Annotated in this window: 24 protein-coding genes; 12 read left to right on the top strand and 12 right to left on the bottom strand. The window is 73.3% G+C overall.

What is annotated here, in order from left to right:
* Positions 1-20: 20 nt before the first annotated feature.
* From cseC to AB0M16_RS23280, 6 genes are all read right to left on the bottom strand, one after another.
* Positions 21-1334, bottom strand: a complete 1314-nt coding sequence (cseC, locus tag AB0M16_RS23305; protein WP_365345872.1) for a two-component system sensor histidine kinase CseC — start codon at positions 1332-1334, stop codon at positions 21-23.
* The gene (gene cseB / locus AB0M16_RS23300) at positions 1331-2032 is read right to left on the bottom strand and encodes a two-component system response regulator CseB (RefSeq protein WP_365345870.1); all 702 of its coding nucleotides are present in this window, start codon (positions 2030-2032) and stop codon (positions 1331-1333) included. The genes cseC and cseB overlap by 4 nt, the downstream gene beginning before the upstream one ends.
* A gap of 35 nt (positions 2033-2067) precedes the next feature.
* Complete coding sequence (locus AB0M16_RS23295) at positions 2068-2757, bottom strand: hypothetical protein (RefSeq protein ID WP_365345868.1); 690 nt, start codon at positions 2755-2757, stop codon at positions 2068-2070.
* Positions 2745-3326 carry a SigE family RNA polymerase sigma factor gene (locus AB0M16_RS23290; protein WP_365345866.1) on the bottom strand — a complete coding sequence of 194 codons (582 nt, stop codon included), beginning with the start codon at positions 3324-3326 and terminating at the stop codon, positions 2745-2747. Before AB0M16_RS23290 ends, AB0M16_RS23295 begins: the two co-directional genes overlap by 13 nt.
* A 174-nt stretch (positions 3327-3500) precedes the next feature.
* Positions 3501-4436 carry an A/G-specific adenine glycosylase gene (locus tag AB0M16_RS23285; RefSeq protein WP_365345864.1) on the bottom strand — a complete coding sequence of 312 codons (936 nt, stop codon included), beginning with the start codon at positions 4434-4436 and terminating at the stop codon, positions 3501-3503.
* Positions 4437-4469: 33 nt separating this feature from the next.
* The gene (locus AB0M16_RS23280) at positions 4470-5132 is read right to left on the bottom strand and encodes a phosphatase PAP2 family protein (protein ID WP_365345862.1); all 663 of its coding nucleotides are present in this window, start codon (positions 5130-5132) and stop codon (positions 4470-4472) included.
* Between the two features lie 185 nt (positions 5133-5317).
* Here AB0M16_RS23280 and AB0M16_RS23275 point away from each other — a divergent pair, with 185 nt between their 5' ends.
* Positions 5318-6139: a hypothetical protein gene (locus AB0M16_RS23275; protein WP_365345860.1), complete on the top strand. Its 822-nt coding sequence runs from the start codon at positions 5318-5320 to the stop codon at positions 6137-6139.
* A gap of 165 nt (positions 6140-6304) precedes the next feature.
* Here the strand turns inward: AB0M16_RS23275 and disA are convergent, their stop codons facing one another.
* Positions 6305-7363 carry a DNA integrity scanning diadenylate cyclase DisA gene (gene disA, locus AB0M16_RS23270; RefSeq protein WP_365346137.1) on the bottom strand — a complete coding sequence of 353 codons (1059 nt, stop codon included), beginning with the start codon at positions 7361-7363 and terminating at the stop codon, positions 6305-6307.
* Positions 7364-7522: 159 nt separating this feature from the next.
* Entirely contained in the window at positions 7523-8926 is a 1404-nt protein-coding gene (gene radA / locus AB0M16_RS23265) for a DNA repair protein RadA (protein WP_365345858.1), read from the bottom strand.
* A gap of 206 nt (positions 8927-9132) precedes the next feature.
* Here radA and AB0M16_RS23260 point away from each other — a divergent pair, with 206 nt between their 5' ends.
* Positions 9133-10833: a hypothetical protein gene (locus AB0M16_RS23260; RefSeq protein WP_365345856.1), complete on the top strand. Its 1701-nt coding sequence runs from the start codon at positions 9133-9135 to the stop codon at positions 10831-10833.
* A 29-nt stretch (positions 10834-10862) separates the two neighbouring features.
* Here the strand turns inward: AB0M16_RS23260 and AB0M16_RS23255 are convergent, their stop codons facing one another.
* The gene (locus AB0M16_RS23255) at positions 10863-11738 is read right to left on the bottom strand and encodes a hypothetical protein (protein WP_365345854.1); all 876 of its coding nucleotides are present in this window, start codon (positions 11736-11738) and stop codon (positions 10863-10865) included.
* 41 nt (positions 11739-11779) lie between these two features.
* Between AB0M16_RS23255 and AB0M16_RS23250 the strand changes: the two genes are divergently transcribed.
* From AB0M16_RS23250 to ilvD, 4 genes are all read left to right on the top strand, one after another.
* A complete protein-coding gene (locus AB0M16_RS23250) occupies positions 11780-12706 on the top strand; it encodes a Ppx/GppA phosphatase family protein (RefSeq protein WP_365345852.1) in 927 nt (308 codons plus the stop codon).
* Positions 12707-12859: 153 nt separating this feature from the next.
* A complete protein-coding gene (locus AB0M16_RS23245; RefSeq protein ID WP_365345850.1) occupies positions 12860-13705 on the top strand; it encodes a sugar phosphate isomerase/epimerase in 846 nt (281 codons plus the stop codon).
* The gene (locus AB0M16_RS23240) at positions 13702-14316 is read left to right on the top strand and encodes a TetR family transcriptional regulator (protein WP_365345849.1); all 615 of its coding nucleotides are present in this window, start codon (positions 13702-13704) and stop codon (positions 14314-14316) included. Before AB0M16_RS23245 ends, AB0M16_RS23240 begins: the two co-directional genes overlap by 4 nt.
* A gap of 117 nt (positions 14317-14433) precedes the next feature.
* Positions 14434-16287 carry a dihydroxy-acid dehydratase gene (gene ilvD, locus AB0M16_RS23235; RefSeq protein WP_365345847.1) on the top strand — a complete coding sequence of 618 codons (1854 nt, stop codon included), beginning with the start codon at positions 14434-14436 and terminating at the stop codon, positions 16285-16287.
* A gap of 46 nt (positions 16288-16333) precedes the next feature.
* Here the strand turns inward: ilvD and AB0M16_RS23230 are convergent, their stop codons facing one another.
* Positions 16334-18472 carry a serine/threonine-protein kinase gene (locus AB0M16_RS23230; protein WP_365345845.1) on the bottom strand — a complete coding sequence of 713 codons (2139 nt, stop codon included), beginning with the start codon at positions 18470-18472 and terminating at the stop codon, positions 16334-16336.
* 169 nt (positions 18473-18641) lie between these two features.
* Here AB0M16_RS23230 and AB0M16_RS23225 point away from each other — a divergent pair, with 169 nt between their 5' ends.
* The 5 genes from AB0M16_RS23225 (at position 18642) to proC (ending at position 22108) form a co-directional block, all read left to right on the top strand.
* Positions 18642-18938 carry an SH3 domain-containing protein gene (locus tag AB0M16_RS23225; protein WP_365345843.1) on the top strand — a complete coding sequence of 99 codons (297 nt, stop codon included), beginning with the start codon at positions 18642-18644 and terminating at the stop codon, positions 18936-18938.
* Positions 18939-19009: 71 nt separating this feature from the next.
* Positions 19010-19516, top strand: a complete 507-nt coding sequence (locus AB0M16_RS23220; RefSeq protein ID WP_365346135.1) for a hypothetical protein — start codon at positions 19010-19012, stop codon at positions 19514-19516.
* Positions 19517-19626: 110 nt separating this feature from the next.
* The gene (locus AB0M16_RS23215) at positions 19627-20448 is read left to right on the top strand and encodes an ABC transporter ATP-binding protein (protein ID WP_365345841.1); all 822 of its coding nucleotides are present in this window, start codon (positions 19627-19629) and stop codon (positions 20446-20448) included.
* 28 nt (positions 20449-20476) lie between these two features.
* Positions 20477-21214, top strand: coding sequence for an ABC transporter permease (locus tag AB0M16_RS23210; protein WP_365345839.1), 738 nt, complete (start codon positions 20477-20479; stop codon positions 21212-21214).
* Positions 21215-21298: 84 nt separating this feature from the next.
* On the top strand, positions 21299-22108 hold the full coding sequence (gene proC, locus AB0M16_RS23205) for a pyrroline-5-carboxylate reductase (RefSeq protein ID WP_365345837.1): 810 nt from the start codon (positions 21299-21301) through the stop codon (positions 22106-22108).
* 15 nt (positions 22109-22123) lie between these two features.
* Here the strand turns inward: proC and AB0M16_RS23200 are convergent, their stop codons facing one another.
* Positions 22124-22714, bottom strand: coding sequence for a cysteine hydrolase family protein (locus tag AB0M16_RS23200; protein ID WP_365345835.1), 591 nt, complete (start codon positions 22712-22714; stop codon positions 22124-22126).
* 74 nt (positions 22715-22788) lie between these two features.
* Between AB0M16_RS23200 and AB0M16_RS23195 the strand changes: the two genes are divergently transcribed.
* Entirely contained in the window at positions 22789-23799 is a 1011-nt protein-coding gene (locus tag AB0M16_RS23195; protein ID WP_365345833.1) for a helix-turn-helix domain-containing protein, read from the top strand.
* On the opposite strand, the gene trpS is transcribed toward AB0M16_RS23195, so the two are convergent.
* The gene (trpS, locus tag AB0M16_RS23190; protein ID WP_365345831.1) at positions 23766-24764 is read right to left on the bottom strand and encodes a tryptophan--tRNA ligase; all 999 of its coding nucleotides are present in this window, start codon (positions 24762-24764) and stop codon (positions 23766-23768) included. The genes AB0M16_RS23195 and trpS overlap by 34 nt on opposite strands.
* Positions 24765-25303 lie beyond the last annotated feature (539 nt).

The raw sequence follows: 25303 nt of genomic DNA, 5'->3' as shown, positions 1-25303 counted from the left end.
GGTCGGACCCGCGGCGCCGGTCAGTCCGCCAGGCGCAGGAGCGGGAAGCTCCCCGTGTTCGTCGGGGCGTGCTCCGGGAGCCACAGCACGGCGATGGCGCCGCCCGCGCCGTTCAGCGTGCCCTCGGGAGCCGCGTTGCGGAAGGTGAGGCGGGCGCCGAGCACCCGGGCCTGGCCGGTCGCGATGGTCAGGCCCAGACCATGGCCCTGGCCCGCGCGGTCGCTGCTGCCGGTCCGGAAGCGGCTCGGGCCCTCCTTGAGCAGCGCCTCGGGGAAGCCCGGGCCGTGGTCCCTGACCCGGACCACCCGGCCCTCGACGGTGACCTCGACGGGGCCCTTGCCGTGTTTGGCCGCGTTGGCGAGCAGGTTGCCCAGGATGCGTTCCAGGCGCCGCGGATCGGTGTTGACCCAGGACTCGTGGACGACCCGGACGACCACCTCGGGGTCGAGCACCCGGACCCGGCGCTCGACGAACTCGCCGAGCGCGACCTCCTGGAGCTCGGCCCGCTCCGAGGCGCTGTCGAGGCGGGCCACCTCCAGGACGTCCTCGACCAGGGTCCGCATGGCCTGCGCCCGGTCGCGGACGAGCTCGGTCGGGCGGCCCGGCGGCAGCAGCTCGGCCGCCGTGAGCAGCCCGGTCACCGGCGTGCGCAGCTCGTGCGCGATGTCCGCGGTGACCCGTCGCTCGGCCTCGATCCGCTCCTGCAGGGCGTCGGTGAGCCCGTCGATGGCGCGGGCCAGTTCGTCGGTCTCGTCGCGTACGACCCCGCCGACGGCGTCGCGGACCCGGACGTCGGTGTTGCCCTGGGCGACCCGCCCCGCCGCGGCGGCGGCCTTGCGGAGCCGGCGGGAGAGCTGACCGCCGATGAGGACACCGAGCGCGCAGCCGCCGAAGACCACCGACACCGAGCCGATGATCAGGGCCCGGTCGAGGTCCTTCATGATCGTGGCGCTGCGGTCGGCGAAGGGCACGTGCAGCGACAGCACGTCGCCGTTGGCGAGCGGCACGGCCGCCCACACGTCCGGCGGGCCGCTGCGGTGCTCCTGCACGTACGTGCCGCGGCGGCCGTCGCGCATCAGCTCGTCGAGCTGGGGCGGCAGCGCCGGGTCATTGACCTTGGTGCCGAAGCGAGGCTCCTTCGGCTTGGACGTCTCGTACACGCGCTGGGCGAACAGCAGCCGCCACATCTGCACGTCGCGGGCGTTGTCGAGCATGGAGACGCGGGCCGCGTTGTGGACGACGAGGCTGAGCGTGACCGCGATGAGCGCGCCGACCGCCGCGATGGCGACGGCGATCTTCCAGCGGACCCCCGTACGGAGGGCGAGGCCCTTCATCCCTTGAGCTTGTAGCCGAAGCCGCGGACCGTCTCGATCCGGTCCTGACCGATCTTGGTGCGCAGCCGCTGCACATGGACGTCCACGACCCGGGTGTCGCCGCCCCAGCCGTAGTCCCAGACCCGCTCCAGGAGCTTGTCCCGGGACAGCACCGTGCCCGGCGCCGACGAGAACTCCAGCAGCAGGCGCATCTCCGTCGGGGTGAGGGCGACCGGCGCCCCGCCCCTGAGGACCTCCATGCCCTCGGTGTCGACCTCCAGCTCGCCGAAGACCAGCACCCCGCCGGCCGCCTCGTCCTCGTCCCCGTCACCGGCGCCGCGGTCCCCCGCGTGGTTGAAGCGGCGCAGCACGGCGCGGATCCGGGCCATGAGCACCGAGCCGTCGAAGGGCTTGGTCACGTAGTCGTCGGCCCCGGCCTCCAGGCCGAGGACGACGTCGATGGAGTCGGCCCGTGCCGACAGCATGATCACCGGCACGGTCGACTCGTCGCGGATGCGCCGGCACAGGCTGACGCCGTCCATGCCGGGCAGCATGACATCGAGGAGCGCGATGTCGGGCCGGTTCGCCCGGAAGGCCTCCAGTCCGGACAGTCCGTCGGGCATGGCGGTCACCGTGAAGCCGTCCCGCTCCAGGGCGAGCTGGGTGGCCTCACGGATGACGTCGTCGTCCTCGACGAACAGGACATGGGTCTCGGCCATGGTGCGTGCGCCTTCCGGGTACTTCGGGTCGGGGGTCAGTTCGCGGGTGGCTCGCTCGGCGCGGGCACGGCACCGTCGATGCCGCCGTCGCCCACCGCCTTGCTGAAGTCGTTGTGCACCCAGTCGTGCTGGGTGAACTTGTTCCCCGTCCAGCGGTAGGTGATCACGTCCTCGCCCGAGGGGTACGCGACCGGGTCGCCCTTCGCGTACACCTGTTTGGTGACGATCAGGTCCCCCCGGTCGATCGTCGCGTACACCGCCGCGTCCTCGGCCGTGAAGACGTTCGTGTACTTGTCGTTCTCCTCGCGGAACACGTACGTGCCGATGCCGACCGAGTCCCCGCAGGTCATCAGGTTGACCACGACGTCCGGCGCGCTGGAGTTGGTGAGGTTCCCGTACGAGGTGTCCACCGGGTAGACGTCCGCGGCGCACGGCTTCAGATCGGCCTTGACCCGCTCGCCGATCTTCGGATCGCCCTTGAGCAGCGCGATCGGGTCCACCTTCTCGAAGGCCAGCTCGCCGTCCTTGGCGAGCGACGCCGACGGGGTGGGGGTGACCGGCGCCGTGGACGCGGCCTCGTCCGAGCGGGCCGCGCCCTCGTCGCGCGAGCCGGTGCCGCCGGTCGAGCAGCCGGCCACGAGCACGCCGACGGCGGCGAGCCCGGCCACCGCCGCGACGCCCGCCGCCCGTTCTCTGGCACCCCAAGCCGGTCTTAGGCCGCGCACCGCTCCTGCTTCCGCTCGTCGCCTCGTACGGTCGTCCGCTCCAGGACACCCGCGTCCAGAGCCCGGGTGTCGCCCTCGGCGGCCCGGCTCTCCAGTTCCTGGCGCAGTCGGGCCAGGGCGCGGTGGAGCGTGCTCTTCACCGTACCGGTCGACATGCCGAGCGCGGCCGCGGTCTCCTCGGTGCTCATCTGCTCCCAGTGCCGCAGGACGACGACGCTGCGCTGCTTGGGCGCGAGCACCTTCAGGATGTCCATGAGCAGGGCGCGGTCGGCGTGCTGCTCGGTGGCGTCCTCGACGCGCGCGTCGGGCAGCTGCTCGGTGGGCACCTCTTCGAGCTTGCGGGCCCGCCACCACTCCGTCCGGGTGTTGATCATGACTCGGCGGAGGTAGGCGTCGGCCAGCGACTTGTCGGCGATGCCGTCCCAGCGCCCGTACGTGCGGACCAGCGCGGTCTGCAGCAGGTCCTGGGCGTCCACCGGGTCGGGCACCAGACGGCGGGCGCTGCGCAGCAGCGCGTCCTGCCGCGTGCGTACGTACTCCTCGAAATCGAGCACCTCGCCGTGCGCCATCCCGAACCGCCTCCGAACCCCGTGACCTGCCCTGTTTGCTTGACGTCGACGACGCTACGGAGCAGTTGTCACGGGGTTGTGCGGGGCAGCCCTCGGCGGGCGCACGGCTACCCATCGGTTGTGTAACAGCGGATCCACAGGTTCCGGATCCTTCGGATCGAAGGCGGGACGGGCTCAGGCCAGTGGAAGGCGGTAACGACCGCCGTCCAGGGGCTCGACCAGGCCGTCGGCGACCAGGCCGTCCAGGGCGCGGGCGCGCTGCACCGGCTCGTCCCAGACCGCGTCCAGGTCCGCCTGCTCCACCGGGTCCACGGCCTCCCGCAGCACGGCGAGCAGCTTGCCCCGCACCTGCCGGTCCGTGCCCGCGTACGTCTGGCCGCGGCGCGGCGGCCCGTCGTGGGCCGGCTTCCCGGCCAGACGCCACACGCACCGGTCCGCCAGCGGGCAGCGCGCGCAGTCCTCGTTCCTCGCCGTGCACACCAGCGCGCCCAGCTCCATGGAGGCCGCCGCCCAGCGGGCCGCCGTCGCCTCCTCCTCGGGCAGCAGCGCCCGGGCCAGCCGGCGTTCGGCGGCGGTCGTGGCGTTCGGCGGGTACTGCACACCGGTCGCCGCCCGGGCGAAGACCCGGCGCACGTTCGTGTCGAGGACCGCGTGCCGCTGCCCGTAGGCGAACGAGGCCACGGCGGCCGCCGTGTACTCCCCGATCCCCGGCAGCGCGAGCAGCTGCCCGTGATCGCTCGGCACGTCACCGCCGTGCCGCTCCGTTATGGCCACGGCCGCCGCGTGCAGCCGCAGCGCCCGGCGGGGATAGCCGAGCCGGCCCCAGGCGCGGACGGCCTCGCCGGGCGCCTCGCCGGCCAGGTCGGCGGGGCGCGGCCAGCGCGCCAGCCACTGCTCGTAGACCGGCAGCACGCGCACGACCGGGGTCTGCTGGAGCATGAACTCGCTGACCATCACGCCCCACGCCCCGGCCTCGGGGCGGCGCCACGGCAGATCGCGGGCGTGCCGGTCGAACCAGGCGAGGACGGGCCCGTGCAGTTCGGCGGGGGCCACGGGGACGGCGGCGGCGGTCTCGGGGGAACCGGCGGATGCAGAGGATGGGGTAGTCATGGCACCTCCGATCCTGGCACGTTCCCCGGACGATCAGTACGCGCCGTGGCGCACGCCCTCGGGGCGCGCGGAGGCGTGCGCAGGGAGCCCACGCCCCACGCACCACACCACCGCCCCGCTGCGGCTCGATCGCGCCGTGTCCACGAGCGCGCGGACGGGGCGCTTCGCCGCCTTGACGACCACGAAGGCCACCGCGCCGCCGACCAGCAGGCCGACGGTCACGTCGTGTGGGTAGTGGACGCCGACGAAGACCCGGGAGAAGGCCATCAGCAGGGCCATGGGAGCGGTCAGCCAGACGATCCCGCGCCACGACAGGGCCAGCGCCACGGCCGCCGCACCCGCGATGGCCGAGTGGTTGCTGGGGAAGGACCAGTCGCCGTGCGGCGGGCACGCGACGAGGGAGACGGGCGCCCCGGCCACCGCCCGGCACGGACGTTCCTCGTCGACCAGGGACTTCAGGCTCTCGCTCACCACGTAGCCGAAGGCCGTCGCGAGCGGGGCGAGCAGGGCGAGCGCCATCGCGTCCGACGCACCGCGGCGGGTCCGCCACCAGCCGGCCACGAACAGCACCGCGAAGAGCAGCAGCCCGAGTTCGGTCCACACCTCCGCGAGCTTCTGGAACCAGTGCGGGGTGGAGTGGGCGAACGTCGTGATGTCGAGGTACAGGCCGTCGGAGAGATGGGGGAGGTTGTCCATGGTCAACGACGTTAACCGGCGCCGGGAGCCGTCCGCCCGGACCGAAGGACGACAGCGGTCCCCGACGAAAGTAGGGGGTGCGGCGGAGGATCCCGGTCCCCGCGGATGTGATCATCGGCAAAACTTGGTGCCTGGGGCGGCATGTGGGGCGGGAGTTGGCCGCGTTCTCTCGTAAGGTTCGTGGCGTGGGATCTCTGCGCAATCCGGTCGGGCCGCTTCCCTCCTCCATCTACTGGCGTCGGAGGGCGGTCGCGCTGTGCCTGATCGGCGTGCTCGCGCTGCTCGCCGTGTGGGCCGTCACCTCCGGAGGTGACGGCGGGGGCAAGAAGCCGAACGACGCCGCCAACGGCTCTTCCCCCGCACCCTCGATCACGCCCGGCCCCTCCGGCACCGGCCCGGCGATCAGCCAACAGCCCGGCGGACGCGATGAGTCGGGCGCCGGTGGCGACACCGAGGGCGGCGACAGCGCGGGTGCCGGCGACGGCGGCACGGACGCCGGTGCCACCGCCGGGGCCTCCGGCGGTGGCAAGAACGGCGACACGGACGGCGCGGGCGGCGACGGCGGCGCGGGCACCGGAGCGGCACAGCAGGTTCCGGCCAATTCTCCGCTGCCGAACTGCGCTCCCGGAACGCTGCAGTTGACCTTCCGCAGCAGCAAGGTCGCCTACGAGCCGGGCGAGAAGCCCCACTTCCAACTGGTCGTGAAGAATGCCTCGGCCGCCGACTGCAAGGCCGATCTCGGGCCGAAGAGCGCGGTGTTGACGGTCCGGGACACCAAGGGCGTGCTGTGGTCCTCGAAGGACTGCCCGCGGGTGGCGGCCCCGCTGTTCCTGAAGGTGCCGGCCGGCGCGACGATCACGCACACCGTGGAGTGGGACCGCCGGCGCAGCGTCGCCCAGTGCGCGACCGCCCCGGCGGGTGAGGTCGGCCCCGGCAACTACCTGGTGGAGGCGGCGGTGCCGGGCCTGACGGTGTCGCCCGTGGCGTTCCGTCTGGACAAGGACTGACGCCGGGCCGACAACAAGGCTCGAGGACGAGGGCCTAAGGCCGTGCCGACGGCCGACCCGAGGGCGCAGACGCCGGGAGAACGGAGCGAGGCCCCGGGATTCCTCCCGGGGCCTCGCCGTCTGCCGTCGTGGCCGGTGGCCCGGTGGCGCGTGGGGCGTCGAGCCTCAGACGTACCGCTCCAGGATCGAGGACTCCGCGAGCCGCGACAGGCCCTCGCGGACGCTGCGCGCCCGGGCCTCGCCGACGCCGTCCACGGTCTGCAGGTCGTCCACGCTCGCCGCGAGCAGCTTCTGCAACCCGCCGAAGTGCTCCACGAGCCGCTCGATGATCGCGCCCGGCAGGCGCGGCACCTTGGCGAGCAGCCGGTAACCGCGCGGGGAGACCGCGGAGTCGAGGGTCTCGGGGGAGCCGCTGTAGCCGAGGGCCCGCGCCACTATCGGCAGTTCGAGCAGCTCGGCGTGGGTCAGCGCGTCCAGCTCGGTCAGCGCCTCGGCGACCGTACGGGAGCGCTTGGCGGTCGGCTCGGGCACGTAGTCGCGGATGACCAGCTCGCGCTCCGGCTCCACGCCCGCGATCAACTCGTCGAGCTGGAGCGAGAGCAGTCGGCCGTCGGTGCCGAGCTCGACCACGTACTCCGCGATCTCGGTGGCGATCCGGCGCACCATCTCCAGGCGCTGGGCGACGGCGGTGACGTCCCGGACGGTCACCAGGTCCTCGATCTCCAGGGCGGAGAGCGTGCCGGCCACCTCGTCCAGCCGGAGCTTGTACCGCTCCAGGGTCGCCAGGGCCTGGTTGGCGCGGGACAGGATCGCCCCCGACTCCTCCAGGACCCGGCGCTCGCCGTTGACGTACAGGGCGATCAGGCGCATCGACTGCGAGACCGACACGACCGGGAAGCCGCACTGCTTGGAGACCCGGTCAGCCGTACGGTGCCGGGTGCCGGTCTCCTCGGTCGGGATGGACGCGTCCGGGACCAGCTGCACGCCGGCCCGCAGGATCTTGCTGATGTCCTTGTCGAGGACGATCGCCCCGTCGAGCTTGCAGAGCTCGCGCAGCCGGGTCGCGGTGAACTCGACGTCGATGACGAAACCGCCGGTGCACATCGCCTCGACCGACTTGTCCATGCCGAGGACGATCAGGCCGCCCGTGTTGCCGCGGAGGATGCGTTCGAGCCCGTCGCGGAGGGCGGTGCCGGGGGCGACGGCGCTGAGCGACGCACGCATCAGTGCCTCGTTGTCCTTGGCTGCCACTGCACTCCTCCGGCTCGTACGGATGGGCGAGACCAGGGCAAAGTCTAGCGACACCGCCTCGCGGCCCTCCGCCGCGCGCCGGGATCCCGCCCGCCGACCGGGCGGGCCGCGCCCCTCCCGCTGCCCGTACCCCTATCCCTCCGCCTCCTGCGGCGCACGTGTCCGGCGGCTGCGCGGCAGCACCCGCAGGGCGTCTCCCATGTCGGCCACCTCGGTGACCTTCATGCCGGGCGGGACCTTGCCGGGATCGCCCGGGACCAGCGCGTGCGTGAAGCCGAGCCGGTGCGCCTCGGCGAGCCGGCGCTGGACGCCCGTCACCCGGCGGACCTCGCCCGCGAGGCCGACCTCGCCGATCGCGACCAGGTTCTTCGGCAGCGGCGTGTCGCTGGCGGCGGAGGCGAGGGCGAGTGCGATGGCCAGGTCGGCGGCGGGCTCGGACAGCTTCACACCGCCGACCGTCGCGCTGTAGATGTCCCGCTTGCCGAGCGCGCTGATGCGGCCGCGCTGCTCCAGGACGGCCAGCATCATCGACACCCGGGAGGTCTCCAACCCGGAGGTGGTGCGGCGCGGCGAGGGGATCTGCGAGTCCACCGTCAGCGCCTGCACCTCGGCCACCAGCGGCCGGCGGCCCTCCAGGGTGACCGTCAGGCAGGTACCGGGCACGGCCACGTCGCGACGGGTCAGGAACAGGCCCGAGGGGTCGGCGAGCCCGGTGATGCCCTCGTCGTGCAGCTCGAAGCAGCCGACCTCGTCGGTCGCCCCGTACCTGTTCTTCACGCCGCGGACCAGGCGGAGCCGGGCGTGCCGGTCGCCCTCGAAGTGCAGCACCACGTCGACCAGGTGCTCGAGGAGCCGGGGGCCGGCGATGGCGCCGTCCTTGGTGACGTGGCCGACGAGCAGGGTGGACATGCCCCGCTCCTTGGAGGCCCGGATCAGCGCGCCGGCGACCTCGCGGACCTGCGCCATGCCGCCGGGGGCGCCGTCGATCTCGGGCGAGGCGACCGTCTGCACCGAGTCGAGGATCAGCAGCGAGGGCTTGACGTCGTCCAGATGCGCGAGCACCGCGGACAGGTCGGTCTCGGCCGCCAGGTAGAGGTGGTCGCTGAGCGCCTTGATCCGGTCGGCGCGCAGCCGGACCTGGCTCGCCGACTCCTCGCCCGTCACGTACAGCGTGCGGTGCGCGTCGCTGGCCGCCTTGGCCGCCACGTCGAGCAGCAGCGTGGACTTGCCGACGCCCGGCTCGCCCGCGATGAGCACGACCGCGCCCGGCACCAGTCCGCCGCCGAGCACCCGGTCGAGCTCGTCGACGCCGGTGCTGCGGGCGGTCGCCTGCCGCCCGTCGACCTGTCCGATCGGCAGCGCGGCGCTGGAGACCCGCCCGGCGGCGGTGGTCCGCACGGCGGGCGCGCCGTACTCCTCGACCGTCCCCCAGGCCTGGCACTCCGGGCAACGTCCGAGCCACTTGGCGGTCTGCCAGCCGCACTCGGTGCAGCGGTAGGACGGCCGGTCCTTGGCGGTTTTGGTACGAGCAGCCATGAGCGACACCGTAGCCCCCGCCACTGACAGGACGGTCCCGGCGACGGCGGAACGGTGCGGGAAAGACGCAGAACCGACGGAGAAAGGACGGAGAACCGGACGGAGGACTGGGTTCCTGTCCCCCTTCGTGTGGCGCCTTCACCCGTACGGATTAAAAGTGTGCAAGCGGTACGAAGACCCCCCGTCCGCCCGCCTACGGTCGCCCAGTGACGAGCAGCAGGCTGGAACAACCGACCCGAAGCACCGGAGGCCCCCGCACCCTCGGCCAGCGGCCCCCCGCCCGGTACGAGGAGTACCTGGACGGCCTCTTCACGTACTGCCTCTCGGTGCTGTGCGACCACGACACGGCCACCGCCGTCCTCGGCGACGTCCTCGCCGTCGCCGAGCGTCACCACGGACGCTGCCCCGCCGACGAGTCCGGGCGCCGGGCCTGGCTCTACGCCCTGGCCCGCTGGGCCTGTCTGCGCAGCCTCGGCGAGCAGCGCCGCAAGCGGCAGGGCGCCCACACCGGCCGCCCCCCGGTCGCCGAGCCCGCGCCGCCCCGCGTCGCGCCGGAGGTCGCCGAGCGCCGCCGCGGCGAACTCGCCGCGCTCGCCTGGCCCGAGGCCGCCGGCACCACGCCCGAGCAGCGCGAGGCCCTGGAGCTCGCCGTGCGGCACGGCCTCGGCCCCCGCGAGGTCGCCGCGGTGCTGTCCCTCGACCCGCTGGCCGCCCGCGAGTTGCTCTCCTCCGCGGGCTGCGAGGTCGAACGCACCCGGGCCGCCCTCGCCGTCGTCGAGACCGGTGACTGCCCCACCGTCGCCCGGCTCACCGGCGACCACCAGGTGCTGCTCTCCGCCGCGCTGCGCGCCGAGCTCGTCCGGCACGTCGACGACTGCCCGCGCTGCCGTCGCACCGCCGAACGGGCCGGTGCCGGCGGCCCCTGGCCGGGCGCCGCCGCCACGCCCGCCGGGCGGCTCCCGATCGTCGAGGCGCCGCGGGCCGCCGCCTACGTGGCGATGCTGCACGTCCCGCGCGCCCGGGCGGGCGCTCCCCGCTTCGGACCGACCGGCTTCCCGATGGACCCCAAGGACCACGCGGCGCGCCGCGACCGGATGCGGGCCCGCGCCGTGACCACCACCGTGGTCGCGGCGGTCGTCGCCGCCCCGGTCCTCGCGTTGTGGGCCTCGTACCGCGGCGCGCCGGCCGAGGGGGAGGGCCAGGACGGGGCCAGGATCAGCGCGCGCGAGGCGGACGAGCCGGAAGGCTCGCGCGGCGGCACCGACGGGCGCCCGGGCGGGCGCTACGAGAACTACGAGAACACCGGCAACGCCCGCACCACCCCCGACCCCCGGTTCACCCGCGGCAGTCGCTCCCCTGACGTGTCCGTCGAGGTCATCAGCCCCGGCGCGCCCGCCGGCCCGGGCGTCCCGGGCAGGCCCGGCCCCGCCCGGATCACCGTCGACGCACGCGGCAGCGGCGCGACGACCCTGCTCACGCTCACCAACGGGGGCGGCGCGCCCGCCGCCTGGGCGCTCTGGTCCGACGCGCCCTGGCTGTACGTGAGCCAGGCCTCCGGCACCCTGCGTCCCGGCGAGTCGGTCACCGTCCGGATCTTCGTCGACCGCTCCCGCGAGCCGGCCGGTGCCTGGAGCGCCCGGATCGGCGTCCGTCCCTCGGGCGCAGTGGTGCGGATCGACGGGTACGGGGCGACGCCGCCGCCCACGACGGAGCCGACCACGCCGCCGGCCACCCAGGAGCCGACGACCCCGCCGCCGACCAGCGAGCCGCCGACCACCCCGCCGTCGACGACCGAGCCCACGACCCAGCCCCCGACGACGGAGCCGACCACCGATCCGACGACACCGGCGCCCACGGACCCGGCGACGGACTCCCCGAGCACGGACCCCGCGCCGTCCGCCCCCTGAATCCTGATCCGCCGGACGGGCCCCGAGCCCTACGGGGCCGGGTCGGCCGGGTGCGGGGCGACCAGCGGCAGCTGCGAGGCGAGCCGCGCCTCGCACAGCCCGACCAGCACGTCGTACGCCGCCTGGCCCATCATCTCGACGAGCTCGGGCCGGTAGGAGACGTACACCGGCTCCTTGCCGACGTGCGCCGAGCTCGCGGTCGTGCAGTACCAGTGCAGGTCGTGGCCGCCGGGGCCCCAGCCGCGCCGGTCGTACTCGCCGATCGACACCTGGAGCACCCGGGAGTCGTCGGGCCGGTCGATCCAGTCGTAGGTCCGCCGCACCGGCAGCTGCCAGCACACGTCCGGCTTGGTCTCCAGCGGCTCCCGGCCCTCCTGCACGGCCAGGATGTGCAGCGAGCAGCCCGCGCCGCCCGCGAAGCCGGGGCGGTTCTGGAAGATGCAGGAGCCCTGCCAGCGGCGGGTCTGCCGGTCGCCGTCCTCGTCGACCTGCACCCAGCCCGAATCCGTGCCGACGCCGTGGAACTGCCACAGCTCCGGCGTGAGCCGGGCGACGTGCTCGGCGACCCGCTTCTCGTCGTCCTCGTCGGAGAAGTGCGCGCCGAGCGTGCAGCAGCCGTCGTCGGCCCGCCCCTCCTGGATCCCCTGGCAGCCGTTGCCGAAGATGCAGGTCCAGCGGGAGGTGAGCCAGGTCAGGTCGCAGCGGTAGACCTGCTCCTCGTCCTCCGGGTCGGCGAACTCCACCCAGGCACGCGGGAAGTCCAGGCCCTTCTCGTCGGGCTCCTCGCCCTTGGCCCGCTTCTTCCCGACCTTCACGGCCTTGGCCGCGTGCGCGGCCCTCGCGGTCTTCGCCGCGCTCTCGTCGGCACCGGCTTTGCCCGGCTTCGCCTTTTTCGTCTTTGGCACAAGTCCAAGCGTATGCGGGCGCGCGCAGTAGCGTTCCGTCCATGAGACTCGGAGTCCTCGACGTCGGTTCGAACACAGTGCACCTGCTGGTGGTGGACGCGCACCCCGGCGCCCGTCCGCTGCCCGCCCACTCCCACAAGGCGGAGCTGCGCCTCGCCGAGCTCCTCGACGAGCGCGGGGCCATCGCCGACGCCGGGGTCGAGCGGCTCGTCGCCACGGTCCGCGACGCCCTCACGGCCGCCGAGGACAAGGGCTGCGAGGAGGTGCTGCCGTTCGCGACCTCGGCGGTGCGCGAGGCGAGCAACGCCGACGACGTCCTCGCCCGCGTCTACGAGGAGACCGGGATCGCGCTCCAGGTCCTCAGCGGCGAGGAGGAGGCCCGGCTCACCTTCCTGGCCGCCCGGCGCTGGTTCGGCTGGTCCGCGGGCAAGCTCTTCCTCCTGGACATCGGCGGCGGCTCGCTGGAGGTCGCCTTCGGCATCGACGAGGAGCCCGACACGGCCGTCTCCCTGCCGCTCGGCGCGGGACGCCTCACCTCGGGCTGGCTGCCGGGGGACCCGGCGGACCCGGACGACGTGAAGACGCTGCGCCGCCACGTCCGGGCGCAGATCGCCCGGACGGTCGGCGAGTTCAGCCGCTTCGGCCGCCCCGACCACGTCGTGGCCACCTCGAAGACCTTCAAGCAGCTGGCGCGCATCGCCGGAGCCCCCGGCTCGGGCTTCGGCCTTTACGTCCAGCGCAACCTCAGCCGCAAGTCCCTGGAGGAGTGGCTGCCGCGGCTCGCCGCCATGACCGTCGCCGAGCGCTCCGCGCTCCCCGGCGTCTCCGAGGGCCGGGCCGGCCAGCTCCTGGCGGGCGCGCTGGTCGCCGAGGGCGCCATGGACCTGTTCGGCGTCGAAGAGCTGGAGATCTGCCCGTGGGCGCTGCGGGAGGGCGTGATCCTGCGCCGCCTGGACCACCTGCCGTAGCCCGCCGCCCGGGCCACCTGCCGTGGCCCGCCGGGCGCCGGGCCCCGTCCGGCGCTTCGGGGGCGGACGGGCCGGGCCGTCCACGGCGGCGCCGGGTGGTCGGGTGACCGGAACCACGCCCCGGTCGTCCGGCCCGCCCCGTACGCTGTCTCCGTGGCAGAACCAGCGGTGCGCATCCCGGATGCGAAGGTCGCGCTGTCGACGGCCTCGGTGTATCCGGAGTCGACGGCGACGGCCTTCGAGGTCGCCGCGCGCCTCGGTTACGACGGCGTCGAGGTCATGGTGTGGACCGATCCGGTCAGCCAGGACATCGAGGCCCTGCGCCGCCTTTCGGACTATTACCAGGTCCCGATCCTCGCCGTGCACGCCCCCTGTCTCCTGATCACCCAGCGCGTCTGGTCCACCGACCCGTGGGTCAAGCTCCAGCGTGCCCGGGCGGCGGCCGAGAAGCTGGGCGCCTCGACGGTCGTCGTGCACCCGCCGTTCCGCTGGCAGCGCCAGTACGCGCGGGACTTCGTGTCCGGCATCTGGCGGATGGCCGACGAGACGGACGTCCGGTTCGCGGTGGAGAACATGTACCCGTGGCGGTACAAGGAACGCGAGATGCTCGCGTACGCCCCCGAGTGGGACGTCACCAAGGACGACTACCGGCACTTCACCGTCGACCTGTCGCACACCGCGACCGCCCGCACCGACACCCTGGCCATGGTCGACCGCATGGGCGACCGCCTCGGCCACGTCCACCTCGCCGACGGGCGCGGCTCCGCCAAGGACGAGCACCTGGTGCCGGGCCGCGGCACCCAGCCGTGCGCCGAGCTCCTGGAGCGGCTGGCCCGCAGCGGTTACGACGGGCACGTCGTCATCGAGGTCAACACCCGCCGGGCCATGTCCTCCGCCGAACGCGAGGCCGATCTCGCCGAGGCCCTCGCCTTCACCCGGCTCCACCTGGCCGCCGCCCCGGGCGCCCCCGCGGTGTCGCCCCGGGTGCCCGGCGCATGACGGACGCGTCCCCCCGGCGGCGCGGCCGCCCCTCCCGTACCGCCGCGGAGGAGAGCGGACCCGGCGCGCGCGAGCGGATCCTGGAGGCGGCGCGGGCGCAGTTCGCCGAGCGCGGCTACGACAAGACCTCGGTGCGCGGCATCGCGAAGGCCGCCGGGGTCGACCCGGCGCTCGTGCACCATTACTTCGGCACGAAGGACGAGGTGTTCGCGGCGGCGATCGAGGTGTCCTTCGAGCCGGCGACCGTCGTTCCGGCCATCGTCGGCGGTCCGCGCGAGGCGATCGGCGAGCGCCTCGCCCGCTTCTTCATCTCGGTCTGGGAGAACCCGGCGACCCGCGCCCCGCTGCTCGCGATCATCCGCTCGGCGCTGACGCACGAGGCGGCGGCGAAGGTGCTGCGCGGTTTCGTCCTGCGCCGCCTCCTGGAGCGGATCGCCGCCGAGCTCGACGTACCGGAGCCGAAGTTCCGCGCCGAGCTGGCCGCCTCGCACATGATCGGGATCGCGATCCTGCGGTACGTGATCCAGGTCGAGCCGCTGGCCTCGGTGGACCCGGAGGAGATCGTGGCCCAGGTGTCGCCGACCCTCCAGCGCTACCTGACCGAACGCTGAACCGCCGGCTGACCGAACACTGAACACCTGTCCCGCATCGCGGACAGCATGTCCAGATCTTGGAGTCGAAGCGTACGCTCGACTTCAGACACACCCATCACTGAGGAGCGAGCGACGATGCCCGAGCTGAGGTCCCGCACTGTCACCCACGGCCGCAACATGGCGGGCGCCCGCGCCCTTATGCGCGCCTCCGGTGTACCGGGCGCGGACATCGGACGGAAGCCGATCATCGCCGTGGCCAACTCCTTCACGGAGTTCGTCCCCGGCCACACCCACCTGCAGCCGGTGGGCAGGATCGTCTCCGAGGCCATCACGGCCGCCGGCGGCATCGCCCGCGAGTTCAACACGATCGCCGTCGACGACGGCATCGCCATGGGCCACGGCGGCATGCTCTACAGCCTGCCCTCGCGCGACCTGATCGCCGACAGCGTGGAGTACATGGTCGAGGCGCACTGCGCCGACGCCCTGATCTGCATCTCCAACTGCGACAAGATCACCCCGGGCATGCTGATGGCGGCCCTGCGCCTCAACATCCCCGCGGTCTTCGTCTCCGGCGGCCCCATGGAGTCCGGCCGCGCGACGCTCGTCGACGGCACCGTCCGCACCCTCGACCTGGTCGACGCGATCTCCGAGGCCGTCAACGACAAGGTCTCCGACGAGGACATCCTCCGCATCGAGGAGAACGCCTGTCCGACCTGCGGGTCCTGTTCCGGCATGTTCACCGCCAACTCGATGAACTGCCTGACCGAGGCCATCGGCCTCTCCCTGCCCGGCAACGGCACCGTCCTCGCCACCCACACCGCCCGGCGCGCCCTGTACGAGAGCGCCGCCCGCACGGTCGTCGACCTCACGCGCCGCTACTACGACGAGGACGACGCCTCCGTCCTGCCGCGGAACATCGCCACCCGCGCGGCCTTCGAGAACGCCATGGCCCTCGACATCGCCATGGGCGGCTCCACCAACACGATCCTGCACCTGCTCGCCGCCGCGCAGGAGGCCGAGCTCGACTACGGCCTGACCGACATGGACGCCATCTCGCGCCGCGTCCCCTGCCTGGCCAAGGTCGCCCCGAACGTCGCCCCGCGCGGCACGTACTACATGGAGGACGTGCACCGGGCCGGCGGCATCCCCGCCATCCTCGGCGAGCTGCACCGCGCGGGCCTGCTCAACGAGGACGTCCACGCCGTCCACAGCCCCTCCCTCGCCGACTGGATGAAGAACTGGGACGTGCGCGGCGGCTCCCCCTCCGAGGAGGCCGTCGAGCTGTGGCACGCGGCCCCGGGCTGCGTCCGCTCCGCCGAGGCCTTCTCCCAGTCCGAGCGCTGGGACACCCTCGACACGGACGCCGAGGGCGGCTGCATCCGCGACGGCGCCCACGCGTACTCCAAGGACGGGGGCCTCGCCGTGCTCCGCGGCAACCTCGCGGTCGACGGCTGCGTGGTGAAGACCGCCGGCGTCGACGAGTCGATCTGGACCTTCGAGGGCCCGGCGGTCGTCTGCGAGTCGCAGGAGGAGGCCGTCGAGAAGATCCTCAACAAGCAGGTCAAAGACGGCGACGTGGTCGTCATCCGCTACGAGGGCCCCAAGGGCGGCCCCGGCATGCAGGAGATGCTCTACCCGACCTCGTTCCTCAAGGGGCGCGGCCTGGGCAAGACCTGCGCCCTGGTCACCGACGGGCGCTTCTCCGGCGGCACCTCGGGCCTGTCCATCGGCCACGCCTCCCCGGAGGCCGCGTCGGGCGGCACCATCGCCCTCGTCGAGGACGGCGACCGCATCCGCATCGACATCCCGACCCGGGCGATCGAGCTCCTGGTCGACGACGCCACCCTGGCCGCCCGCCGCGAGGCGATGAACGGCGTCTACGCCCCCACGAACCGCGAGCGCAAGGTCTCGGCGGCGCTGCGCGCCTACGCGGCGATGGCGACGAGCGCGGACAAGGGCGCGGTGCGCGACGTGTCGAAGCTCGGCTGACACCCGCCGCATGGTGGGCGGCGGCCCCGCCGCCCACACACGGGGCTCACCAGCTGCCCGGGTCCCGCCCGTCCACCGCGAAGACCGAGCCGTCCGGGGCCGTCCCGTACACCCGGTTCCCGGCCGCCACGGGCGCGGGCACGGTGGGGATGTAGCTCAGGCGGCCGTCGCCCAGCCGCGGCCGGGTCTGGCCGGCGAGGACGCCGCGTGCCGTGTCCACGGCGAGCAGCCGGCCGTCGGAGGCGGAGACGTACAGCCGGTCGCCGTCCGCGGGGGTGGGTGCGGAGACGTTGCCGCTGCCGGTCTCCAGCGTCCACAGGACCCGCCGTTCGTCGAGCTCGACGGCGGTCAGCTGCCCGAGCCCGCTCAGCAGGTACGCGGCCGAGCCGCGCACGGTGACCTGCGCGTCGGCCACGCGGTACGGCAGGGGAACGCGTCGCGTCTCGCCCCGCTCGGGGTCGTAGGTGACCAGGGCCTCGGTCGCCGTGGCGCGGTAGACGTCGGTCAGGACCAGCGCACCGCCCTCGGCGTACCCGACCGGGGTGAGGTCGCCCGTGAGGCGGTGCGACCAGACGACCTCCCCGGTGGCCGGCCGGACCGCGCTGACCAGGGTGTGCGCGGCGTCGGCCGCCGGCTCGAAGACGGTGAGCAGGCCGGTCGCGGGGTCGTACGGACCGAGCTGAGGGACGTCGTGACCGCGCAGGGCGTGCCGCCACACCTGCGCGCCGGTGCGGGTGTCGACGGCGCGCAGCTGCCGTGTGTTGCCGCAGAGGACCACGACGGGACCGGCCGGCCGCACGGACTCGGGGACGGACGGGTGGGTGCGCCAGGCGGGCTTGCCATCCACGGCGGCGTGGCCGCGCAGGCCGCCCATGGTGTCGACGGCGACCGTGCCGCCGGACAGCAGCGCGGGGGCGTGCGGCTTGCTGGGGGCGGAGGCCTCGGCAGGCTGCGACCAGAGGATCCGGCCGGTCGCGGGGTCGAGCCGGGCGACGCCGACGCCGGGGCCCGAGCAGTAGAGGGCGCCCTCGGCGAGCGCGCAGGCGGGCGCGGCGGGCTCGCCGCCCTTCGCGAGCAGGGTCTGCCAGCCGGTGAAGGACTTGGCGGCCTGCGCCGGGTGCGCCGGGGCGTCCGGCGCCTTCCCGTCCCGGGCCCCGAGCAGGGCGACGGTGCCGCCCGCCGCCAGGGCGAGCAGGACACCGAGGGCGATCGGCAGCCGGCGGCCCCGCCGCTTGCGCGGGGCCGCGGCACGTACGGGCGTGTCGGCGTCCCACGCCCCCGAGGGGGCGGCGGCGGGGGAGGGCGCGGCGGCGGGGCTCGGGGCGCGCCGCTGGGCGGGTATGAAGGCGTTCGCCTCGTACGAGGGGGGCAGTAGCGCCGCCATGATCTCGGCGGGCGTGGGCCGTTCGGCCGGCTCCTTGGCGAGGCAGCGGGCCACGAGCGGCGCCAGCTCGTCCGGAACGCCCGTCAGATCCGGCTCGTCGTGGACGACTTGGTACGCCACGATGTACGGGCTGTCGGAGTCGAAGGGCCCGTGGCCGGTGGCCGCGTGCACGAGGACGGAGCCGAGCGCGAACACGTCCGCGGACGGCCCGACCTCGCGGGGCCGCTGGAACTGCTCGGGCGCCATGAACGGCGGCGAGCCGATCAGCTTTCCCGTCTCCGTGTGCAGGTCGCTGTCGACCGGCCGGGAGATGCCGAAGTCGATGACCTTCGGCCCGGAGTCGGTCAGCAGTACGTTGCTCGGCTTGAGGTCCCGGTGGACCACGCCCGCCCGGTGGATGTCCCGCAGTGCCTCCGCGAGCCCGGCGGTGAGCCGGCGCAGCTCGGCGCGGGACAGCGGGCCGCTCCGCTTCACCTGGTCGGCGAGGGTCGGGCCGGGTACGTAGAGGGTGGCCATCCAGGGGCGTACGGCGTCGGGGTCGGCGTCCACGACGGGCGCGGTGAACGCCCCGCTCACCCGCCGCGCGGCCGCGACCTCCTGGCGGAAGCGGGCCCTGAACTCGGGATCCTCCGCGTACTGCGCGTGCACCACCTTGACCGCGAGGCGCAGGCCCGAGGCGGAGGTGGCCAGGTGGACGACGCCCATGCCGCCGGCGCCGAGGCAGGCCTGGAGCCGGTACTCGCCCGCGTAGTCGGGCTCTTCCGCGCCCCGGTCGGCACCGGTACTGCGCAACGGCGGCATCGCCCACCCCCGTGTGGTTCCCGTCTGAGTCCGCGCGCGTGCGCGACGCACGGAGCCTAGTCGATGGTGCTGCCGAAGTCGGTGGGGCTTGCTAGCCTGCGCGTCGCGCAGGGTGAAATTCACCGGAGCGTTTCCGAGGAAGCGCTTCCGCGCCGAACGGGGGAGTGGAATGAGCACCGAGAACGAGACGCTGGAGTCCGTGACGACGGCGACGGAGGTCGCCTCCTACCCGGTCGCCCCCGGCTACCGGGTGAACGTGCGCTCGGGACCGAGCACCAAGTATCCGGTCGTGCGCACCCTGGCGCTGGGCGCCTGGGTGTCGATCTACTGCCAGACGCCGGGCGAGCGCATCTCCGGGCCCTACGGCACCACCGACATCTGGGACAACATCGGCAGCGGGCAGTTCGTCTCCGACGCCTACGTGAACACGGGCCGCGACGGCTACGTGACCCGCCGCTGCGGCTGACGGCGGTCGCGCCCCCACCGGGGATAATCGATCCCGTGAGCGACGAGAAGCCCGCGGGCGACGAGCAGCCCGTGAAGGGCGAGCAGCAGAGCAAGGCCGGCACTCCCGCCGGGCCGCAGCCCGAGGAGCTCCGCTTCTTCGGCACGACCTGGCTGGACCACGGCGGCCACTACGGGCTGCGCCGTCTCGGCGTGGCCCTCGGCTCGCTCGCCGCCGCCGTCGCGGGCTGCTTCGTGCTGCGCTTCGCCTACCAGGGCCTGGAGATCGCGAACGTCGGCGGCTTCGTCAACACGCTCGTGGTCGTGATGTTCGCGGTCTGCAGCGCGATCGCCTTCCGCAAGACCTGGGAGGGCTTCGTCCGCCGCCCGGCCGACCCGGCCCGTGAGGAGTCCCTGCGCAGCCTGAAGGCCATCGGCTTCATCGGCTCGCTCCTCGCGTACTTCGTCCGCAGCCTCACCGAGGCGCCCGGGGAGAAGCTCCGGCGCGAGGAGTACGAGGAGGCCGTCACGCGCTACGAGAAGCGCCGCACCGGCCGCACCGGCAACCCGTCGGCGCGCAAGAAGCCCAAGCGCCGCTAGCACGCGACCGACCGCACACGATCGACCCACGCGATCGACCTCAAGGACCCCGGACGTCATGTCGTCCGGGGTCCTTGACGTGTGGCACCCCCGGGCCCACTATTCATCGCATGATGAATAAAACCGGTGAGGCAGGCCCGGCAACCGCCCCCGAGGCCGTCCGGGCCCCCGGCGCGGCCGTCACCGCGACCGCCCTCACCGTCGTGCGCGGCGACCGCACCGTCCTGCGAGGCCTCGACTTCACCGTCCCCCGCGGCCGCATCACCGGCCTCCTCGGCCCCTCCGGCTGCGGCAAGACCACCCTCATGCGCGCGATCGTCGGCACCCAGGCCAAGGTCACCGGCACCCTCGACGTCCTCGGCCGACCCGCCGGAGACCCCGCCCTGCGCTCCCGCATCGGCTACGTCACCCAGGCCCCCTCCGTCTACGACGACCTCACCGTCCGCCAGAACCTCGACTACTTCGCCGCCGTGCTCCTCCCCGGCCGCCCCCGCCGCGCCGAGCGCCGGGCCGCCGTCGACCGGGCCATCGGCGACGTCGACCTCACCTCCCACGCCGACGCCCTCGCCGGCCGCCTCTCCGGCGGACAGCGCAGCCGCGTCTCGCTCGCCGTCGCCCTCCTCGGCACCCCCGAACTCCTCGTCCTCGACGAACCCACCGTCGGTCTCGACCCGGTCCTCCGCCGCGACCTGTGGGACCTCTTCCACCACATCGCCGCCGACCGCGGCACCACGCTCCTGGTCTCCTCCCACGTCATGGACGAGGCCGAGCGCTGCCACCGGCTCCTCCTGCTGCGCGCGGGCGAACTGCTCGCCGAGGACACCCCCGAAGCCCTGCGCCACCGCAACGACACCGCCACCGTCGAGGACGCCTTCCTCCACCTCGTAGACGCCGCGGCCGCCCGCGCCGCGACCACCAAGGAACAGCCGTGACCGCCCGCACCACCACCAAGGAGCAGCCGTGAACGCGGACCGCACCCTCGCCACCGCCGCCCGCGTCCTGCGCCAGCTCCGCCACGACCCGCGGTCGATCGCCCTCATGCTCCTCGTGCCCTGCCTGATGCTCTTCCTGCTCCGCTACGTCTTCGACGGCAGCCCGCAGACCTTCGACGGCATCGGCGCCTCACTCCTCGGCATCTTCCCGCTCATCACCATGTTCCTGGTGACCTCCATCGCGACCCTGCGCGAACGCACCTCCGGCACCCTCGAACGCCTCCTCGCCATGCCCCTCGGCAAAGGCGACCTGATCGCCGGCTACGCCCTCGCCTTCGGCCTGGTCGCCGTCGTCCAGTCCGCCCTCGCCACCGGCCTCGCCGTCTGGTTCCTCGGCCTCGACGTCGTCGGCTCCCCCTGGCTGCTGCTCCTCGTCGCCCTGCTCGACGCGCTGCTCGGCACCGCCCTCGGCCTCTTCGTCTCGGCCTTCGCCGCCTCCGAGTTCCAGGCCGTCCAGTTCATGCCGGCCGTGATCTTCCCCCAGCTGCTGCTGTGCGGCCTGTTCACCCCACGCGACCGGATGGCCCCCGCCCTGGAGGCGATCTCGGACGCCCTGCCCATGTCGTACGCCGTCGACGGCATGAACCAGGTCCTGCGCCACACCGACGTCACCGCGGACTTCCTCCGCGACGCCCTGGTCGTCGCCGGCTGCGCCGTCCTCGTCCTCGCCCTCGGCGCGGCCACCCTCCGCCGCCGCACCGCCTGACCGCCCCTCGGACACCCACGCCACGGCACGCGACCCGGTGCGAGGATGGCGACACGTAATCCCATCGGCGAGGTGAACAGAGCCATGACCCAGACCGTCGCAGTCCTCGGCACCGGCAAGATCGGTGAAGCGCTCCTCAGCGGCATGATCCGCGCCGGCTGGCGCCCCGCCAACCTCCTGGTCACCGCCCGCCGCACCGAACGCGCCGAGGAACTCCACGCCCGCTACGGGGTCGAGGCCGTCAGCAACGCCGACGCCGCCAAGCGCGCCGACACCCTCATCCTCGCCGTGAAGCCCCAGGACATGGGCCGCCTCCTCGACGAGCTCGCCCCGCACGTCGCCGCCGACCGCCTCGTCATCAGCGCCGCCGCCGGCATCCCCACCGCCTTCATCGAGGAACGCCTGACCACGGGCACCCCCGTCGTCCGCGTCATGCCCAACACCCCCGTCCTCGTGGACGAGGGCATGTCCGTCATCTCCGCCGGCAGCCACGCCACCCCCGAGCACCTCGTCCACACCGAGGAGATCTTCGGCGGCGTCGGCAAGACCCTGCGCGTCCCCGAGTCCCAGCAGGACGCCGCCACCGCCCTCTCCGGCTCCGGCCCGGCGTACTTCTACTACCTCGTCGAAGCCATGACCGACGCCGGCATCCTCCTCGGCCTGCCCCGCGCCCAGGCACACGACCTGATCGTCCAGGCCGCCATCGGCGCCGCCGTCATGCTCCGCGACAGCGGCGAGCACCCGGTCAAGCTCCGCGAGGCCGTCACCTCCCCGGCCGGCACCACCATCTCCGCCATCCGCGAGCTGGAGAACCACGGCGTCCGGGCCGCCCTCATCGCCGCCCTGGAGGCCGCCCGCGACCGCAGCCGCGAGCTCGCCTCCGGCAACGGCTGACCACCCGGCCCCGCATCAGCGCGCGGCCGCACCCCTCAGCACGTCCTCCGTGGTCACGACCCGGGCGAACTGCCCACCGTGCAGCGACACCGCAGTCGCCCGGGTCAGCTCCTCCGCACTCCGCGTCCACCCGAACGGCCCGGCCAGGTCGAAGGTGTGCATCGCGTCGATCGGGAACACCACGTCGTACCCGAGGTTCCCGCCCATCCGCGCGGTCGTCTCGTTGCACATGTTGGTCTGGATCCCGACGATCACGAGCTGCTCGACGGCCGCCCCCTTCAGCCAGGCGTCCAGATCCGGCTCCCCGTAGAACGCCGAGTTCACCCTCTTCGTGACCAGCAGCTCCGGCCCCGCCCCCTTCCCCCGCCGCTCCTCCACGACGTCCTTGAACCCGTTGCCCTCCGTCCCGGCCCGAAGCGGCGAACCCTCCCGCTCCGAGTCGTGCCGCACGAAGACGACCGGCCGCCCCGTCTCCTGCCACCGCTCGACCAGCGCCACGATGTTGTCCTCGGCCTCCGGATTGTTGCGCCGCCCCCAGAAACCCTCGTCGTCGAACCCCTTCTGCACATCGATGACCACCAGCGCCGCGTTCTCGTTGATCTCCATGCCCACGATCCTGCCGCCGACCCCCCACCCACCCCAGAGGAAGAAAAGCCGACGATCGATGGGTTACTGCCACCATGACGGCAGACACCGAGACCCCCCAGCGCATCGCCCTCCTCGCCTTCCCCGGCATCCGCGCCTTCGACGTCTCCGTGATCACCGAGGTCTGGGGCAGCGACCGCCGCACCCGAGGCGTTCCTCCCTTCGAACTCCGCCGCCTCGCCGCGGACCCGGCCACCCCGATCACGCTCCGCGGCGGCCTCTCCCTCACCCCCGACCGCCCGCTCGACTGGCTCGACGCACTCACCCCCACCGACCTCGTCCTGGTCCCCGGCATCGAGGACCCCGACGCCGACGTCCCCCCACCCGTCCTCGACGCCCTCCGTCGCGCCCACACCGCCGGGATCCCCGTCGCCTCGCTTTGCGCGGGTGCCTTCGTCCTCGCCCGGGCCGGCCTCCTCGACCACCGCCGTGCCGTCACCCACTGGCACCTGGCCGGCACCCTCGCCGACCGTTACCCCCAGGCGCGCGTCGAACCCGAGGCGCTCTTCGTCGAGGACACCGGTATCTGGACCTCGGCCGGCACCGCCGCCGGCATCGACCTGTGCCTCCACCTCGTCCGCACCGCCCACGGCGCCGAGGTCGCCGCCACCATCGCCCGCTCCATGGTCACCGCCCCCTTCCGCACCGGCACCCAGGCCCAGTTCATCGAACGCCCCACCCCGCGCGCCGACCGCGACGCCGACGCCCTCGCCGCCGTCCGCGCCCACGCGCTCGCGACCATCGACCAGCCCCACACCATCGCCGGCCTCGCCGCCCACGCGGGCATGTCCCCCCGCTCCTTCGCCCGCCACTTCCAGGCCACCACCGGCACCACCCCCCTCCACTGGCTCATCACCCAGCGCGTGGCCGCCGCCCAGAAACTCCTCGAACTCACGGACCACCCCCTCCCCGAAGTGGCCCGCCGCGCGGGCTTCGGCAGCGAGGTCACCATGCGCCAGCACTTCGCCTCGCACCTCGCCACCAGCCCGCGCGACTACCGCAACGCCTTCCGTCAGACGGCCGGCAACAGTCCGATCGCCCGGTAGGCCGAGTCGACCAGCGGCCGCGCCATCCCCCGCGCCCGCTCCGCCCCTTCCCGCAGCACCTTGTCCACGTGCCCCGGATCCGCCGCGAGCTCGGCATGCCGCTCCCGCACCGGCCGCAGCAGCTCCACCACCGCCTCCGCCGTGTCCTTCTTCAACGACCCGTACGACTCGTATACACCGGCGAGCTCGATCGGGTTCCCACCCGTCGCGGCCGCCAGCAGATCCAGCAGATTGGCGATCCCGGGACTGGCCTCCCGGTCGTGGACGACCTCACGTCCGCTGTCCGTCACCGCGCGCATGACCTTGCGCCGCACGGTGTCCGCGTCGTCGAGGAGATAGACGATCCCGGCCTGGTTCTCGTGCGACTTCCCCATCTTCGACATCGGGTCCTGCAGGTCCATGACCCGCGCCGCCACCACCGGACTCGTCGCCTTCGGCACCGTGAACACGTGCCCGTACCGGTGGTTGAACCGCACCGCGAGATCCCGCGCCAGCTCCACGTGCTGCGTCTGGTCCTCACCCACCGGGACCTCATGAGTCCCGTACGCGAGGATGTCCGCCGCCATCAGCGCCGGATACGTCAGCAGCGACAGCCGCACGCCCTGCCCGGTGTCCCGGGCCCGGACGCTCTTCTCCTTGTACTGGATCATCCGGCGCATCTCGCCATCCGTGGCGACGCACTCCATCAGATACGAGAGCCGCGCGTGCTCGTCCACGTGACTCTGTACGAACACCGTGCAGAGTTGCGGATCCAGGCCCGCCGCGAGCAGCAGGGTCGCCGCCTGCCGGCTCAGCCGCCGTACCCTCGCCGGATCGTGCTCCACGGTCAGCGCATGCAGGTCCACGACACTGAACAACGCGTCCGCCCGGTGCTGGTCCACCTCGACCCACTGCCGAACGGCCCCGAGGTAGTTGCCCAGTGTCAGGTGCCCGGTCGGCTTCACCCCACTGAAGATCCGCTTCATCGCGTTCGTTCTCCCTCTCTCCTGGCTGCTCTTCGTGTGAGCGCCCGCCGGCCCGTCGGCCGGACTCCCGGAGGGGGATACGCGAACGGCCGCCGAAGCGGCGGCCGTGTCTGCATGCGTGAGTACGGGCCGCCGTCAGGCGGCCCACCACTGGGTGGTGTGCGCATGCGTTGTCATACGCAGAGGGTACGCCTCAGGCCCGGGGTTGACATGGGATTACGCGATCCGTAGTGTTCTCCGAGTTGTCCGACGTGAGCACCGGCCCCGGTCGGCCCCGGACAGCGATTCCGCAAGAAGCACCAGAGCCTGACGGCATCGATTCGTCGTGCCGTTTTGCCTTTCCGTGCGTTCTTGCGAAATGAGGAATCCGCGTTCGAAGGTTTGAGCGTGTGCCGCCGATTAGCGTCGGGGGCGGGGAATCCGCTAAAGTCTCACCGGTCGGAGCGGCCCAACAGCCGCAAAGACAAATCCCGCTGACTGGGAATCAGACGCCGAAAGGATCTGATAGAGTCGGAACCGCCGGAAGGGCCCGGAGCGAA

Source organism: Streptomyces sp. NPDC051921 (assembly GCF_040680975.1).
Classification (GTDB): domain Bacteria; phylum Actinomycetota; class Actinomycetes; order Streptomycetales; family Streptomycetaceae; genus Streptomyces.
This window is presented reverse-complemented; position numbering and strand designations above follow the sequence as displayed.

Excerpts from the sequence above, each read along its gene's own strand:
- AB0M16_RS23280 (WP_365345862.1), bottom strand. The coding sequence starts at position 5,132 with ATGGACAACCTCCCCCATCTCTCCGACGGCCTGTACCTCGACATCACG.
- AB0M16_RS23290 (WP_365345866.1), bottom strand. The coding sequence starts at position 3,326 with ATGGCGCACGGCGAGGTGCTCGATTTCGAGGAGTACGTACGCACGCGG.
- proC (WP_365345837.1), top strand. The coding sequence starts at position 21,299 with ATGACCCAGACCGTCGCAGTCCTCGGCACCGGCAAGATCGGTGAAGCG.
- AB0M16_RS23200 (WP_365345835.1), bottom strand. The coding sequence starts at position 22,714 with ATGGAGATCAACGAGAACGCGGCGCTGGTGGTCATCGATGTGCAGAAG.
- AB0M16_RS23225 (WP_365345843.1), top strand. The coding sequence starts at position 18,642 with ATGAGCACCGAGAACGAGACGCTGGAGTCCGTGACGACGGCGACGGAG.
- AB0M16_RS23230 (WP_365345845.1), bottom strand. The coding sequence starts at position 18,472 with ATGCCGCCGTTGCGCAGTACCGGTGCCGACCGGGGCGCGGAAGAGCCC.
- AB0M16_RS23240 (WP_365345849.1), top strand. The coding sequence starts at position 13,702 with ATGACGGACGCGTCCCCCCGGCGGCGCGGCCGCCCCTCCCGTACCGCC.
- radA (WP_365345858.1), bottom strand. The coding sequence starts at position 8,926 with ATGGCTGCTCGTACCAAAACCGCCAAGGACCGGCCGTCCTACCGCTGC.
- ilvD (WP_365345847.1), top strand. The coding sequence starts at position 14,434 with ATGCCCGAGCTGAGGTCCCGCACTGTCACCCACGGCCGCAACATGGCG.
- AB0M16_RS23215 (WP_365345841.1), top strand. The coding sequence starts at position 19,627 with ATGATGAATAAAACCGGTGAGGCAGGCCCGGCAACCGCCCCCGAGGCC.
- AB0M16_RS23195 (WP_365345833.1), top strand. The coding sequence starts at position 22,789 with ATGACGGCAGACACCGAGACCCCCCAGCGCATCGCCCTCCTCGCCTTC.
- AB0M16_RS23285 (WP_365345864.1), bottom strand. The coding sequence starts at position 4,436 with ATGACTACCCCATCCTCTGCATCCGCCGGTTCCCCCGAGACCGCCGCC.
- trpS (WP_365345831.1), bottom strand. The coding sequence starts at position 24,764 with ATGAAGCGGATCTTCAGTGGGGTGAAGCCGACCGGGCACCTGACACTG.
- cseB (WP_365345870.1), bottom strand. The coding sequence starts at position 2,032 with ATGGCCGAGACCCATGTCCTGTTCGTCGAGGACGACGACGTCATCCGT.
- AB0M16_RS23250 (WP_365345852.1), top strand. The coding sequence starts at position 11,780 with ATGAGACTCGGAGTCCTCGACGTCGGTTCGAACACAGTGCACCTGCTG.
- disA (WP_365346137.1), bottom strand. The coding sequence starts at position 7,363 with ATGCGTGCGTCGCTCAGCGCCGTCGCCCCCGGCACCGCCCTCCGCGAC.
- cseC (WP_365345872.1), bottom strand. The coding sequence starts at position 1,334 with ATGAAGGGCCTCGCCCTCCGTACGGGGGTCCGCTGGAAGATCGCCGTC.